The 15,651-nt window shown below is 55.9% G+C and carries 8 protein-coding genes and 1 pseudogene; 1 reads left to right on the forward strand and 8 read right to left on the reverse strand.

Translation table 11 applies throughout. The features are described from left to right. Positions 1-49: 49 nt before the first annotated feature. Positions 50-2,425 (reverse strand): LPS assembly protein LptD, encoded by a 2,376-nt coding sequence (lptD, locus tag V1572_RS06330; protein WP_395299791.1) that lies wholly within the window; start codon positions 2,423-2,425, stop codon positions 50-52. A 239-nt stretch (positions 2,426-2,664) separates the two neighbouring features. Here lptD and djlA point away from each other — a divergent pair, with 239 nt between their 5' ends. Then, positions 2,665-3,480 carry a co-chaperone DjlA gene (djlA, locus tag V1572_RS06335; protein ID WP_008502016.1) on the forward strand — a complete coding sequence of 272 codons (816 nt, stop codon included), beginning with the start codon at positions 2,665-2,667 and terminating at the stop codon, positions 3,478-3,480. Between the two features lie 60 nt (positions 3,481-3,540). On the opposite strand, the gene V1572_RS06340 is transcribed toward djlA, so the two are convergent. The 7 genes and pseudogenes from V1572_RS06340 to araA all read right to left on the reverse strand — a co-directional run bounded on the left by V1572_RS06340 (position 3,541) and on the right by araA (position 15,646). Then, positions 3,541-6,057, reverse strand: coding sequence for an autotransporter outer membrane beta-barrel domain-containing protein (locus V1572_RS06340; RefSeq protein ID WP_395299981.1), 2,517 nt, complete (start codon positions 6,055-6,057; stop codon positions 3,541-3,543). 690 nt (positions 6,058-6,747) lie between these two features. Further along, positions 6,748-6,825, reverse strand: a pseudogene (locus V1572_RS22515) (ESPR domain-containing protein); the annotation flags it as partial. A 312-nt stretch (positions 6,826-7,137) separates the two neighbouring features. Then, positions 7,138-7,797, reverse strand: coding sequence for a bifunctional tRNA pseudouridine(32) synthase/23S rRNA pseudouridine(746) synthase RluA (gene rluA / locus V1572_RS06350; protein ID WP_008502014.1), 660 nt, complete (start codon positions 7,795-7,797; stop codon positions 7,138-7,140). Positions 7,798-7,809: 12 nt separating this feature from the next. After that, positions 7,810-10,716 (reverse strand): RNA polymerase-associated protein RapA, encoded by a 2,907-nt coding sequence (rapA, locus tag V1572_RS06355; RefSeq protein ID WP_045907779.1) that lies wholly within the window; start codon positions 10,714-10,716, stop codon positions 7,810-7,812. A gap of 128 nt (positions 10,717-10,844) precedes the next feature. Then, on the reverse strand, positions 10,845-13,202 hold the full coding sequence (gene polB / locus V1572_RS06360; protein WP_395299792.1) for a DNA polymerase II: 2,358 nt from the start codon (positions 13,200-13,202) through the stop codon (positions 10,845-10,847). Positions 13,203-13,358: 156 nt separating this feature from the next. Beyond that, positions 13,359-14,054, reverse strand: a complete 696-nt coding sequence (gene araD / locus V1572_RS06365) for an L-ribulose-5-phosphate 4-epimerase (protein WP_248222937.1) — start codon at positions 14,052-14,054, stop codon at positions 13,359-13,361. Positions 14,055-14,143: 89 nt separating this feature from the next. Further along, positions 14,144-15,646 (reverse strand): L-arabinose isomerase, encoded by a 1,503-nt coding sequence (araA, locus tag V1572_RS06370; protein WP_196347010.1) that lies wholly within the window; start codon positions 15,644-15,646, stop codon positions 14,144-14,146. Positions 15,647-15,651 lie beyond the last annotated feature (5 nt).

Genomic DNA, 15,651 nt, shown 5'->3' on the forward strand with positions numbered 1-15,651 from the left:
TTTCCATTTCAATTAACCGCAAAGCGGATTACGTTGCAAATCAAGCACATTACAAGGAACTGCGGTAAGGCAGAATATTCGAGCGCAGCATTTTCTGCGTACCCAGACCGTAGTTGGAACTCAGGCCGCGTAACTCGAAGTTAAAGCCAATCACGTTATCGTATTTGCTTTGATTGTTTTCCCAGCCGTTAAGCTTACGTTCGTAACCGACACGCAGCGCGTAGCAGCAGGAGTTATATTGCAGCCCCACCATCTGGTCAGCAGCTTTATTCGCGTTAGTGTCAAAGTAGTAAGCGCCTACGATTGACCAACGGTCGGCGATGGGCCAACTCGCTGCCGCACCGACCTGAGAAATACCATCCGAATATTGTGGCGATTTCCAGTAGTTGATGCTGTTCTGATCATTGCTTTTCGGTAGCGTTGCCTGAATATATTCTGGGCTAGCGTAACGATAGCTTACCTGAATCATACGATCTTCATCGCGACGATACTCTATGGCTGCACTACTGTTAGCAACGTTGTCGAGACGCGTGTCATACTGCACACCGCCACGCAGGCCCCAACGGTCAGTCATACGCCAGTAGGTATCTCCCGCCCATACTATCGATCCCGTTTTGTTGTCTTTCTCCCACTGAATATTGTCATCGCCCGTGCGAGACTCTGTGAAGTAGTAGATTTGACCCACAGAAACGTTAAAACGTTCAACGGCGGCATCATCATAAACACGTGTTGTGACGCCGGTCGTTAACTGGTTCGCTGAGGCGATGCGGTCCAGACCGCCGTAAGTACGGTCGCGGAACAGACCACTGTAGTCAGACTGCAGTAAAGAGGAGTCGTAGTTTTGAATGTTGCTCTGATCGCGGTATGGCACGTACAAATACTGCATACGCGGTTCAAGCGTCTGGGTATACCCATCCGCCAGCAGGGCCATATCACGCTCGAAGATCAGCTTGCCGTCCATTTTAAACTGAGGGAGCGTTCGGTTAACCGACTCTTCCAGATGCGCACTGTTCGTTGCGTTGTAATTATCGAGATTTTTTTGCTGATAGTGCGTCGCCATCAGCTTGGCTTCGGTATTCAGGCTTGCCCAGTCGTTAGACCATGGCAGATTGATCGTCGGCTCAAGGTGAACACGCGTGGCTTCAGGCATGTCCGAATCCGTGTTCACGAAATGCACCGCCTGAGCGTAAACATGGGTGTCGAAGGGGCCCACGTCATTCTGATACCAGTTGACGTCCAGCTGTGGCTCAGCGCCATAGGTAGGCGTGGACTGGTCAGAAAACACCTGGAATTTCTTGGACGAGACCGTTGCGTCAAAGTTCTGCACCGCATAGCCTACGCTGAATTTCTGCGTGGCATAGCCATCGGTACTCGAGCCGTATTTGGACGAGAAGTCATTAAAATAAGCCGAATCGCTGACTTTGGTGTAGTCAACATTAAAGCGCCACACCTGATCCATCACCCCGGAATGCTGCCAGTAGTACAGCCAACGGTGACGGTTATCACCCGAGACGTTTCTGGCGTCGTCCTTGTAAACGCTATCCGACGGCAGATAATCCAGCTCCATCAGACCCGCACCGGCGTGGGTCAGATAGCGGAATTCGTTCTCCCACATGACGTTGCCGCGCTTGTGGATATAGTGAGGCGTGATCGTCGCATCCATGTTGGGCGCGATATTCCAGTAATACGGCAGGTAGAACTCAAAGTAGTTCGTAGTGCTGTATTTGGCATTCGGGATCAGGAAACCGGAGCGACGTTTGTCACCCACGGGAAGCTGCAAATAAGGGCTGTAGAATATGGGGACCGGACCCACCTTGAAGCGGGCGTTCCAGATCTCAGCGACCTGCTCTTCGCGGTCATGGATCACTTCGCTCCCGACCACGCTCCAGGTATTTGAACCCGGCAGACACGACGTGAAAGTGCCATTTTCCAGGATGGTGTAGCGGTTTTCACCGCGCTGTTTCATCAGGTCTGCGTCACCGCGCCCCTGGCGACCCACCATCTGGTAATCACCTTTCCAGACGTTAGTGTCTTTCGTATTCAGGTTTGACCAAGCTTTCGGACCTTTCAGGATGACCTGATTGTCGTCATAGTGCACATTACCCAGCGCATCCACCGTGCGTACCGGTTCGGCCGCGCCTTCCGGCTGCTTCTGGTGCAACTGCACTTCATCTGCCTGCAGGCGGCTATTGCCCTGATTAATATCGACATTGCCTGTAAACGTGGCATTGTCAGGGTAAGTCCCTTTTGAACTGTCGGCAGTAATGGTTACCGGCAAGCTATTGGTATCGCCACTCACCAGTGGGCGATTATAACTTGGAACGCCAAGCATACACTGCGAGGCGAGATCGGCCGCCAGCCCCTGTTGACTGTACAGGGCGGTGCCAATCATTGTGGCCAGGAGGGTGGGGATACGTTTTTTCATACGTTGTATTTTATTGTTCCGTCATCAGTGGCTACGGCTTACAAACGCTCAGAGACTATCTTACTCATCTGCGCAGTACCAGCGTTAATCCTGCCCGTTTGCGTGCCAGAGTGTTAGGCTCGCTATCGAATGACGAGTATGATAAAGCAAATTATAGGCGATGTCCTTCAATTGACCGTGACTTGAACACAGTGATGATGACGTTGCGTCGGCCAGGAATATGACTATCCGGGGAGTATATGCAGTATTGGGGTAAAATAATCGGCGTTGCGTTCGCCATCATCATGGGTGCCGGGTTCTGGGGAATAGTGCTGGGGCTTATTATTGGCCATATGTTTGATAAGGCGCGCAGCCGCAAAATGGCCTGGTTTGCCAATCAGCGCGAGCGTCAGTCACTCTTTTTCTCCACCACCTTTGAGGTGATGGGGCATTTAACCAAATCCAAAGGCCGCGTTACGGAAGCCGATATTCAGATTGCCAGCGTCTTTATGGACCGCATGAATCTGCACGGTGACTCCCGCCTGGAGGCGCAAAATGCGTTTCGCATCGGGAAATCCGATAACTATCCGCTTCGCGAAAAAATGCGTCAGTTCCGCAGCATCTGCTTCGGCCGTTTTGATTTAATTCGGATGTTTCTGGAAATTCAGATTCAGGCGGCCTTCGCCGACGGCTCGCTTCATCCTAACGAGCGCGATGTTTTATACGTGATTGCGGAAGAGCTGGGCATCTCCCGTATGCAGTTCGACCAGTTCCTGCGCATGATGCAGGGCGGGGCGCAGTTTGGCGGCGGCTATCACCAGCAGTCATCTGGCGGTGCCTGGCAGCAGGCGCAGCGTGGTCCGACGCTGGAAGATGCCTGTAACGTACTTGGCGTAAAGCCTTCTGACGATCAGACCACGATCAAACGTGCCTATCGTAAGCTGATGAGCGAGCACCATCCGGACAAGCTGGTCGCGAAAGGCTTACCGCCGGAAATGATGGAGATGGCGAAGCAAAAGGCGCAGGAAATTCAGAAAGCGTACGAACTGATTAAAGAGAAGAAAGGCTTTAAATAAGCCCCGCTGGAGAATGAAGAAGGGCCTGGCAGGATGAACTGCCAGGCCCTTTCTACGTGATTACCAACTGTAGCGTACGTTCAGACTGCCGTTTACATCGCTGTAATCATTATCACCTTTCTGTCCGGACACCTGGGCGATAACGCTCCATTGCTTGTTCACATTCGCCTGAACACCCGCTTTCAGCTCGGCACGATTGGCAGGAATATCCTGTTTGATCTGTGTGTCACCAAAGTTAACTGCCGTTTCTTCAGAGGTATGCAGCCAGTTGACCTCCGCAAACGGCTGGATAACCGCGTCGTTCGCCTTATTCATCTTGCTGTCAACTCGCAGACCTAAACGGGTGGTCCAGCTGTCACCGTTTTGCCCATCAATTGTTGTGCCGCTGCTGTCTTTGATGTCATCGGCACGGTAATCCTGCCAGACGATCTGTGCCTGCGGCGTGAGGCTCAGCGTGTTGTCGCCGAGTGCGACATCGTAGCGATAGCCCGTTTCCAGCGAAACGGCGTTGGCGTTTGAATCGTAATCCGTTGAGCCAACGTCACCGTTATCTACGCTGTTGTGGTACATCCCGTACTGATACCAGCTGTCGACATAAAAACCCTGATGCTGTCGGGCATCGGCAAACCAGGTGGCATAGACGCCGAGGTTATAGCCATCGACTTTACCGTCAGCGCTAAAGCGGCTGCCGTCAGCACCTCTATTGCCTGTGCTGTCGCTGCTGGCGTTCATATAGCTACCCATAATCCCGACCACCAGGCTTTGTTCGTCGTTGTTCCAGGCTGCAACATCACCCCCCATCTGGAACTGGGAGTAGTTGCTGTCGATATCAATATTGCTCTCTGCCGCAGTGGACTGGTTCTTACCTGCTTTGAAACGCGCCCATGTCGTGCCGTTTTCCGATTTGAACTGGCTGCCTTCTCGGTCTGAGAGGGTCTGCATCTGCAGATCGCGAGCCAGCCACTGGTTGCTAAGGTATGAACCAATATCGGCACGATACTGAGGCGTTACGTCGCCACCCTCATCCGTGGCCTGGGAACGGAGATACCAGTTCCCTGAGTCCTGATACAGACGGTATTCGTAGGCGTTGATCTGGACCTGGTTACCCTGAACAAAGGTACCGTTTGATTCACCGCCGACCTTAATCACTTCAATTCCGTTTTGGGTCAGGGCCCCCTGACCGCCTGCGTTGTTAATGTACAGGGTAGTGTTACCGGACGTATTCCCCGTAATTTTAAGCATATCGGTTGGCGACGTATCGTCGCCTAACTGCGTATTCAGCGTCAGAGACCCCTGATAACCGGTATAATCGCCATTTACGATCAGTGTGTTACCGGTCGTTATGCCGTCGGTACCTTCGATTTTGCCGCTGATAATGCTGCCTGCGTTGCTCAGATCACCATTGATCGTAAGCGTGTCGTTGAACTGAACGGTGCCCTTGCTGTTAACATTGCCGTTCACCACTCCGTTGTCGCCACCAAACGTCGCGCCTGCCGCGACATTCACGGCCTGATCGCTGTTTTGTACGCCGATAACGCCGGCCTCGCCCAGCCAGAGCGTGCCCTGGTTAACATCCGTTGTGCCGCTGTAACTGTTTGCGGCATTCAGAATCAGCGTACCTTGCCCCTCTTTGGTGAGTGATTTACCGTCCCATCCCGTCGTGGCGTTAGCATTTTGATCGACAAGCGCCGTGCTCAGCGTAAAGCTGCCGTCAGCATTGTTCAGGGTGAATGTACCGTGAGCCGCCGTTGGCGTTGGGTTCTGGCTGGCATACCAGGCTAATGACGGCGTCAGGACGTAATTCGTCACGTCGGCGGGGTCAACGGCGCCGCTGAAGGTGATGAAGTCAACGGATCCTAATGCCATACCCGCGACGGTGAAGTGGGTAAAATTGCCATTGATTGCATTTTCAGCGTCAATCACCGTGAAGGTGCTATCCGCTGAAAGCGTGCTGGCACCACCGTAACCCGTAATATTCAGCGTGCCATTCAGCGTTGCATTCTGAGCGATAACAGGGGCACTTGTCGCGTTTGCATCGAGGTAGACATCAGTTTGGCTGTTATCCTGAAGGATGAGATTACCGACATTGAGCGTACCGGCACTGCCGTTTTCATCGCCGAGCGTGATGCGCCCGTTACTGGAAAGATTACCGACGCTGGAATCGCCGGTAAGCAGCCACTGGCTGTTTTCATCCAGATTCATGCTGACATTATCACCGCTGGCCTTAACGGCGCCGGACAGCTTGCTGTTTTGAGCGCTCAGGGTGACTGCATCGGCGGTATTGGCCACGGTGAGCAGATTGTCTGCATTCATCGTTTGCACATTCTTCACGCTAATATCGGCAGATCCTGAATCCACGGCAAAAGCACTTCCTCCGGATGCGGTTGCCGTAATGCTTCCGCCGTCAATTGTGGCGGCATTTTTTCCACCGCTGAACGAGAAGACGGCATTGCTACCGGAAATATTACTGTTAGCGATGGCGGCATTGCTGGCGTTTTGCAAGACGATGGCTGCAGACTGTTCACTGGTAATCGTGGTGCTGGTTGCTTCAAATTCCCCGCCGTTATTTATAACCACCGCCCGTGAATTTTCCCCGGTCGTGATAACAGAACCGTTATTCAGCACGACAGCGCTGGTTGCCTTACTGGAGGATATCGCGTCAGAATTCTGGCCATGCGTAGCAATTTGCGTATCCGAGAGCGCTGCTCGGCCGAAATTGGATAAACCGATAGACTTTTCACCGTAAGTATCAATTTTTGATGAGTCTAAGGTGAACGTTTGGGTGTAATTCTGAATCCCGTAGCTCTCGCTACCGGTTGTACTAATGGTGACCCCGGTGCCGGTCATTTCGCCATTGTTAAATATGCCCGCATTACCAAAATCACCGGTGGTTTTTATAGTAACGTTAGCTAATGTGACCGTTCCTTGTTGGTTAACGAGCCCCCTGGCCATGCCATATCCAGAAGTAGTAATGGTGGTGTTGGGATCGTCTAGCGTGACTTTCGCGCCATTGAAAACGTAAAGGCCCATCGCTGAGTCTCCGCTAGTCGATATTGTCAGCGCGCCACTATCGTTAACAACGACATCGGAACCGTTGGCTGTTACCGCTGCGGTAACATTCTCTGTGGTTGAGTATTCGCCGCTGATCTCGTTATCACCTGGGACAGCCTCAAACGTCCTGTCAGTCGCGAGTGCCGAACCCGCAATGCCGGATAAAATAAAGGTCGCGATAGCCCCTCCAGCGCGAACGCATGAGCGGGTTTTGCTGTCTCCACGGGAAAACTCAGAGGCAACAATGTACATATTTCTGGCACAATTCCAGATGATGTTGTAAGTCCTGTTCATATACGTCCTTGTAAATTAATGAGTCGATTTTTTCTGAATGTTTTTGACTAGCGAAACAACCTGCCCTGGGAGCCAGTGGGATTAGTATTTCCTTATTTTTTAGGTGGATTTTTAACAATGACCGACGTTAATTCAATTTACTATTTTTTAATATGTATTTTAGTTTTTTTAAATAAATGAGAGAGGCGTTATTATAAGCAATAACTTTTGTGAATATTATTTATGATGGCTTTAATATTGATGCGGGAGATATGGATTTTGAATATTTGTTATCAGGCGCGTGCCCGATAACAAATATTTATTGAGAGTGGATTAGAAGTCCACCGGAGCTTTAAACGTCATCGCGTTACCGAAGGCCGGATGGGTGATGGTAAGCGTCTGCGCGTGCAGCTGCAGACGTGGCGCTAAGGCCAGCGCTTCAGGCGGCGCGTAAAACCGGTCGCCCAGAATTGGATGACCCAGGGCAAGCATATGCACGCGTAGCTGATGTGAGCGACCGGTAATCGGCTTAAGCAGGACGCGCGCGGTATTATCCGGCGCGTACTCCAGCACTTCATACTCGGTCTGCGCGGCCTTGCCGGTTTCGTAGCACACCTTCTGCTTTGGCCGGTTCGGCCAGTCGCAGATCAGCGGTAAATCTACCAGCCCTTCCGCCTGCGCGGGGTGACCCCAGACGCGGGCGACATACTGCTTTTTCGGCTCGCGCTCGCGGAACTGGCGCTTCAGCTCGCGTTCCGCCGCTTTGTTCAGCGCCACTACAATCACGCCGCTGGTGGCCATGTCCAGGCGATGGACAGACTCCGCCTGAGGATAATCGCGCTGAATGCGCGTCATCACGCTGTCTTTGTGCTCATCCAGACGCCCCGGCACGGACAACAGCCCGCTGGGCTTGTTGACCACCATAATGTGTTCATCCTGATACAGAATGACCAGCCAGGGATCCTGCGGCGGATTGTACGGCTCCATCACCATCTTGCGCTCCGGTTACTGATGCGTCACAACGATAAGACGCAGAGCATCCAGACGCCAGCTAGCCTGGTTGAGGCTTTCCAGCACCTGCTGACGGTTGCTTTCAATCGCCGCCAGCTCGTCGTCACGGATGTTAGGGTTCACGGCCTTCAGCGCTTCCAGACGCGACAGCTCCGCAGACAGTTTCTCGTCGGCTTCCGCGCGTGCGGCATCGATCAGCGCTCTGGCCGCTTTCTCAATCTGGGTTTCGCCCTGCTGCAGAATAGCGTGCACGTCCTGCTGGACCGCGTTAACAAGCTTGCTGCCGGTATGGCGGTTCACCGCGCTCAGCTGGCGGTTGAAGCTTTCGAACTCGACCTGTCCGGCCAGGTTCGTGCCGTTTTTATCCAGCAGCAGACGGACCGGCGTCGGCGGCAGGAAACGGGTGAGCTGCAGCTGCTTCGGCGCCTGTGCTTCCACAACGTAAATCAGCTCCAGCAGCAGCGTCCCCACCGGCAGCGCCTTGTTCTTTAACAGGGAGATGGTGCTGCTGCCGGTATCACCGGAGAGGATCAGGTCCAGCCCGTTGCGGATCAGCGGGTGTTCCCAGGTGATGAACTGGGCATCTTCACGGGACAGCGCCACGTCACGCTCGAAGGTGATCGTACAGCCATCTTCCGGCAGGCCAGGGAAATCCGGTACCAGCATGTGATCGGACGGGGTCAGGACTATCAGGTTCTCACCACGATCGTCCTGGTTGATACCGACGATATCGAACAGGTTCATCGAGAAGCTAATCAGGCTGGTGTCGTCATCCTGCTCTTCGATGCTCTCTGCCAGCGCCTGCGCTTTCTCGCCACCGTTGGAATGGATCTCCAGCAGGCGATCGCGACCCTGTTCCAGCTGGGCTTTCAGCGCGTCGTGCTTCTCACGACAGGACTTAATCAGATCGTCAAAGCCGTCGGTGTTTTCCGGCGCGGCCAGGTAGCCGATCAGATCGCTATGCACCTGATCGTAAATGGTGCGGCCCGTCGGGCAGGTATGTTCAAACGCATCCAGACCTTCGTGGAACCAGCGCACCAGCACGGACTGGGCCGTTTTTTCCAGATACGGCACGTGGATCTGAATATCATGGGCCTGACCGATACGGTCCAGACGGCCGATACGCTGCTCGAGCAGATCCGGGTTGAACGGCAGATCGAACATCACCAGGTTGCTGGCGAACTGGAAGTTACGGCCTTCGGAGCCGATTTCCGAGCACAGCAGAACCTGCGCGCCGCTGTCCTCTTCGCCAAACCACGCCGCGGCACGGTCGCGTTCAACGATGGACATGCCTTCGTGGAACACGGCGGCGCGAATACCTTCACGCTCGCGCAGAACCTGCTCCAGCTGCAGGGCGGTAGCCGCCTTGGCGCAGATCACCAGCACTTTCTGGGAGCGGTGTGCGGTCAGGTAGCCCATCAGCCACTCCACGCGCGGATCGAAGTTCCACCAGGTGCCGGTATCGCCTTCGAACTCCTGGTAGATTTGCTCCGGATAAAGCATGTCGCGGGCGCGCTCTTCCTGCGTTTTGCGCGCGCCCATAATGCCGGAGACTTTAATCGCCGTCTGATATTGCGTCGGCAGCGGCAGTTTAATGGTGTGCAGCTCGCGTTTCGGGAACCCTTTCACGCCGTTACGGGTGTTACGGAACAGCACGCGGCTGGTGCCGTGGCGATCCATCAGCATGTCGATCAGCTCTTTGCGCGCGGATTCCGCGTTGTCGCTCTCGCTGTTCGCAGCCTGCAAAAGTGGCTCGATATCCTGCTCGCCGATCAGATCGCTCAGGGTGTTGAGTTCGTCATTAGAAAGACGCTTGCCCGCCAGCAGCAGGGCGACGGCATCCGCCACCGGACGGTAGTTATTCTGTTCTTCCACAAACTGCTCAAAATCGTGGAAACGGTTGGGATCGAGCAGGCGCAAACGGGCGAAGTGGCTTTCGAGACCCAGCTGTTCCGGCGTTGCGGTCAGCAGCAGAACGCCAGGCACGCGTTCGGCAAGCTGCTCGATAGCCATATATTCGCGGCTCGGCGCATCTTCGCTCCAGACCAGGTGGTGCGCTTCGTCGACCACCATCAGGTCCCACTCGGCATCGCACAGATGCTCAAGACGCTGCTTGCTGCGGCGCACGAAGTCCAGAGAGCAAATCACCAGCTGTTCGGTTTCAAACGGGTTGTCCGCATCGTGCTGCGCTTCTGCGTAGCGTTCGTCGTCGAACAGAGAGAAACGCAGGTTGAAGCGGCGCAGCATTTCAACCAGCCACTGGTGCTGCAGGGTTTCTGGCACCACGATCAGCACGCGCTCGGCGGCTCCGGAAAGCAGCTGTTGATGCAGGATCATACCCGCTTCAATGGTTTTACCCAGGCCCACTTCATCTGCCAGCAGCACGCGTGGCGCGTGGCGACGGCCCACGTCATGGGCGATGTTCAGCTGGTGGGGGATGAGGCTGGTGCGCTGGCCGCGCAGGCCGCTCCACGGCATGCGGTACTGTTCACTCTGGAACTTACGCGCGCGATAGCGCAGCGAGAAGCGATCCATACGGTCGATTTGCCCGGCAAACAGACGGTCCTGTGGCTTGCTGAACACCAGCTTGCTGTCGAGCAGCACTTCGCGCAGGATGACATTGGCCTCGTCGGTGTCCAGGCGAGTGCCGATGTAGGCGAGCAGTCCATTCTCTTCTTTTACGTCTTCAATCTTGAGCTGCCAGCCGTCATGGCTGGTCACGGTGTCACCCGGATTAAACATCACGCGGGTTACAGGGGAGTCATTGCGAGCGTACAGGCGGTTTTCACCAGTGGCAGGGAAGAGGAGGGTAACCATGCGCGCATCAACGGCAACGACGGTTCCTAATCCAAGTTCGCTTTCTGTATCGCTGATCCAGCGTTGACCAAGTGTAAAAGGCATAGTTGTTCGGCTCTAATCTTTAATTGCAGGCAATAGTTCGACCACCGTCAAAAAAGACGGTCATCGAAAAATGGGTCCGGGAATGGAAAGGGCGCTATGGTACTGGATGGCAGCCATTTCGTCACGTGTCAAAATAGGCCAAGTTGCCCTGTAACCAGTGTAGCAAAGTCGTCGTCGATGAAGGGCAAAATTCCGTCGGCAACCGGCTGAAGCTGACGCGTCAGATAGTGTTCGTAATCCAGAGGCGAATGCTGATAATCCACCGGTTCCGGACCGTTTATCGTCCAGACGTATTTGATGGTGCCCCGGTTCTGATACTGCGGCGCGCGGCCGCGCCGGACGTTTTCGTCGTCCGCAAGGCGCGCGGCGCGCACGTGCGGAGGAACGTTGCGCTGGTACTCCGCGAGCGGGCGGCGCAGGCGTTTGCGATACACCAGCTGCGCGTCAAGCTCGCCCGCCATCAGGCTGGCTATCGTCTCGCGCACGTAGTCCTGATACGGTTCATTGCGAAACACCCGCAGATAGAGCGTTTGCTGGAACTGCTGCGCCAGCGGCGTCCAGTCGGTACGTACCGTCTCGAGCCCTTTAAACACCATCCGCTGCGCGTCGCCGTCCTGAATCAGCCCGGCGTAGCGCTTCTTGCTGCCCTGATCGGTACCGCGAATGGTGGGCATTAAAAAGCGGGCGAAATGGGTTTCAAATTCCAGCTCCAGCGCGCTGGTTAACCGCGCTTTCTGCAGATGTTCCTGCCACCAGTCGTTCACGAAGGCGACCAGCGCTTTGCCGATTTGCGCGGCGTCTTCTTCTGAATGCGCGCCCTTAAGCCACACAAAGGTGGAGTCGGTGTCACCATAGATGACGTCATAGCCCCGGGACTCAATCAGCGCTTTGGTCTGACGCATGATCTCGTGCCCGCGCATGGTGATCGACGATGCCAGACGCGGGTCGAAGAAGCGGCAGGCGCTGGTACCCAGCACGCCGTAGAAGGCGTTCATGATGATTTTCAGCGCCTGTGATAGCGGTTTGTTGCCGTGGCGCTTGGCCTCATCGCGGCCGTGCCAGATGTTTCCCACGATGTCGGGCAGGCAGTGTTTTTCCCGCGAGAAGCGTGCGCCGAGGAAGCCTTCGGTGCTGTGTTCATCATCCGGCTGGGCCAGGCCCTCAACCAGCCCGACGGGATCGATCAGGAAGGTGCGGATTATCGACGGGTAGAGGCTTTTGTAGTCCAGCACCAGAACGGAATCATACAATCCTGGCCGGGAATCCATGACGTAGCCGCCGGGGCTGGCCTGCGGCGGCACCTCCCCGAGGTTAGGGGCGACATATCCTGCCCGGTGCATTCGGGGAAAGTAGAGATGGCTAAAGGCGGCAACCGATCCACCATGCCTGTCGACCGCAAGGCCGTTCACCGTCGCGCGCTCCAGCAGGAAGGGCATAATTTCGGTTTTGTGGAAAATCTGCGTGACCAGCTCGCAATCTTTCAGGTTATAGGTGGCGAGCGCGGGCTTGTCTTCGTTAAAGCGCCGGTCGATCTCGTCCATTCTGTCCCAGGGGTTGTCGATGGATTTGCCTTCGCCAAGCAGCTCCTGCGCCACCGCTTCGAGAGAGAAGGAAGAGAAGTTCCAGAAGGCGGACTTGAGCGCCTCGATGCCGTCGATAATCAGGCGACCGTTCGCCTGGGCGAAGAAAACGCCGTTCTTAAAACCGTGCTCGCGCCATTCCAGCTCGCTGTTGCCGCGCCCGAGCATCAGCGGGATGCGGTAACGCTCGGCGTGTTTTTGCAGCACGCGCAGGTCGAACTGCACCACGTTCCAGCCGATCAGAACGTCGGGATCGTAGTCGGCAAACCACTGGTTAAGCTTCTCCAGCAGCTGCGGGCGGCTGTTGACGTACTCAAGCCGGAAATCCAGCGCAGAGGCATCACCATTTGGCGGCCCGAGCATATAGACAACCCGATCGCCGCAGCCTTCTAGTCCTATGCAGTACAGTTCGCCGTGGCGGGTGGTTTCGATATCCAGGGAGACCCACTTCAGCGGAGGGCGGTAGTGCGGGTTCGGCTTCAGCCGCGCGTTAACGAGACTGCCGTTGTGCGCGGTGCCGTCGACCCAGACGGGCGCGGTAATAAACCGCTCCATCAGAAAGCGCTCCGGTGGGCGGATGTCGGCTTCGTAGAGCGTCACGCCCGCTTCGCGGAGCAGTTTTTCATAGCGCATCAGCTGACGATGGGCGCGACAGTAAAGGCCATAAACCGGTTGACGGTGGAAATCTTTCAGCTCAAGCGGGGTAATGCGCAAGCCGTTTTCACCGCGCAGCAGCTGTTTCACTTTTTCGACGTGCGCTTCTGGAATAAACGCCACGGACTCCTGCGGCGGCAGCGTCACCTGCAGCGGGCCGTTGTCCGTTGCCAGCCAGAATTCAACCTCGGTGCCCTGAGGCGTATCCCGCCAGTGTCGGGTCAGTAAAAAGCCTTCTTGCGCCTGCGCCACGCCGTTATCCCAGAAAACAAAACCAGGCCTGATTATAGCCTGGTTGAGGTAGGCTTGCTGGGGTTTTATACAGTGCCTGTTTCGCCGGATGGCGCTACGCTTATCCGGCCTGCAGGTTCCGTAGGCCCGGTAAGCGCAGCGCCACCGGGCAAGGGTTTACTGCCCGTAGTAGGCCTTCGCGCCGTGCTTACGCAGGTAATGCTTATCCAGCAGGGTTTGCTGCATATCCGGCAGCTGCGGCGCCAGCTGGCGACAGAAGATCCCCATATAGGCGATCTCTTCGAGCACGATGGCATTATGCACCGCGTCCTCCGCGTTTTTCCCCCAGGCAAACGGGCCGTGGGAGTGCACCAGCACGCCGGGCATTTGCGCCGCGTCGATTCCCTGTTTTTCGAAGGTCTCAACGATCACGTTACCGGTTTCCCACTCATACTCGCCGTTGATCTCCGCATCGGTCATCAAACGCGTGCAGGGAATGGTGCCGTAAAAGTAGTCCGCGTGGGTGGTGCCGGTCGCCGGGATGGCCTGGCCCGCCTGCGCCCAGATAGTGGCATGGCGCGAATGGGTATGCACGATACCGCCGATAGTCGGGAATGATCGATAGAGCAGGCGGTGAGTGGGCGTATCGGATGACGGCTTTTTGTTGCCTTCCACCACTTCACCCGTTTCGATGCTGACAACGACCATATCGTCCGCCGTCATCACCGCGTAATCGACGCCGGAAGGCTTGATCACGAACACGCCTTTATCGCGGTCAACGGCGCTCACGTTGCCCCAGGTCAGGGTGACCAGATTATGTTTCGGCAGCGCCAGGTTGGCTTCAAGTACCTGCCGTTTGAGCTCTTCTAACATTGTTGTCTCCAGTGCCGGATGGCGTTTCGCTTATCCGGCCTACAGGATCGTAGGCCCGGTAAACGCGGCGCCACCGGGCATTCCGTGCTTTAGCGTTTTGAACCGTAATAGACTTCGTTCCAGCGCAGCGCGTCCTTGAAGGCGGGCAGGCGGGTATCGTTATCAATGACGGTCAATTCGATATCGTGCAGCTCGGCGAACTGACGCATGTCGTTCAGATCCAGCGCGTGGCTGAAGACGGTATGGTGCGCGCCACCGGCCAGGATCCAGGCTTCTGACGCGGTCGGCAGATCCGGCTGTGCTTTCCACAGGGCGTTGGCGACCGGCAGTTTCGGCAGAGAATGTGGTGTTTCAACCGCATCGACGCAGTTCACCAGCAGGCGGAAACGATCGCCCAGATCGATCAGGCTGGCGTTGATGGCCGGGCCCGTGCGGGTGTTGAAGATCAGACGCGCCGGATCGGCTTTACCGCCGATGCCGAGGTACTGCACGTCGAGGATCGGTTTTTCCTCTACCGCGATGGAAGGACACACTTCCAGCATGTGCGAGCCGAGCACCAGGTCATTGCCGTTCTCGAAGTGATAGGTGTAGTCCTCCATAAAGGAGGTGCCGCCCTGCAGACCGGTCGACATCACCTTCATGATGCGAAGCAGAGCGGCAGTTTTCCAGTCGCCTTCGCCGGCAAAGCCGTAGCCCTGCTGCATCAGACGTTGTACTGCCAGACCCGGCAGCTGTTTCAGACCGTGGAGATCTTCAAAAGTGGTGGTAAAGGCGTGGAAACCGCCCTGTTGCAGGAAGCGCTTCATGCCCAGTTCGATGCGCGCCGCATCCAGCACGTTCTGACGCTTGTCGCCGTTGATCTGTGCCGCAGGCGTCAGGCGGTAACTGCTTTCGTACTCATCCACCAGCGCGCTTACGTCGCCATCGCTGATGTCATTCACCACCTGCACCAGGTCGCCCACGGCCCAGGTATTCACGGAAAAGCCGAACTTGATCTGCGCGGCCACTTTGTCACCGTCGGTGACCGCCACTTCACGCATGTTGTCGCCGAAACGCACCACTTTCAGGTGGCGGGTATCCTGCTTCGAAACCGCCTGGCGCATCCAGGATCCGATACGCTGTTGCGCCTTACCATCCTGCCAGTGGCCGGTGACCACCGCGTGCTGCTGACGCATGCGCGCGCCGATGAAGCCGAACTCGCGGCCGCCGTGTGCGGTCTGGTTCAGGTTCATAAAGTCCATGTCGATGCTGTCCCACGGCAGGGAGGCGTTGAACTGGGTATGGAACTGCAGCAGCGGTTTGTTGAGGATAGACAGGCCGTTGATCCACATTTTTGCCGGTGAGAAGGTGTGCAGCCATACCACCAGACCGGCGCATTTATCGTCGTAGTTCGCGTCGCGGCAGATATGGGTAATCTCATCCGGCGTTGTGCCCAGCGGTTTCAGCACCAGCTTGCACGGCAGTTTGGCTTCCGCGTTCAGCGCGTTAACGACGTGCTCCGCGTGTTTCGTTACCTGCTGCAGCGCTTCCGGTCCGTACAGATGCTGGCTGCCAATCACAAACCACACTTCATAGTTATTAAAAATGGTCATCATCG

This window comes from Enterobacter quasiroggenkampii (assembly GCF_043972695.1).
GTDB classification, from domain to species: Bacteria; Pseudomonadota; Gammaproteobacteria; order Enterobacterales; family Enterobacteriaceae; genus Enterobacter; species Enterobacter quasiroggenkampii.

Coding starts and splice junctions, on each gene's coding strand:
- lptD (WP_395299791.1), bottom strand. CDS start 2,425: ATGAAAAAACGTATCCCCACCCTCCTGGCCACAATGATTGGCACCGCC.
- djlA (WP_008502016.1), top strand. CDS start 2,665: ATGCAGTATTGGGGTAAAATAATCGGCGTTGCGTTCGCCATCATCATG.
- rluA (WP_008502014.1), bottom strand. CDS start 7,797: ATGGTGATGGAGCCGTACAATCCGCCGCAGGATCCCTGGCTGGTCATT.
- rapA (WP_045907779.1), bottom strand. CDS start 10,716: ATGCCTTTTACACTTGGTCAACGCTGGATCAGCGATACAGAAAGCGAA.
- araD (WP_248222937.1), bottom strand. CDS start 14,054: ATGTTAGAAGAGCTCAAACGGCAGGTACTTGAAGCCAACCTGGCGCTG.
- araA (WP_196347010.1), bottom strand. CDS start 15,646: ATGACCATTTTTAATAACTATGAAGTGTGGTTTGTGATTGGCAGCCAG.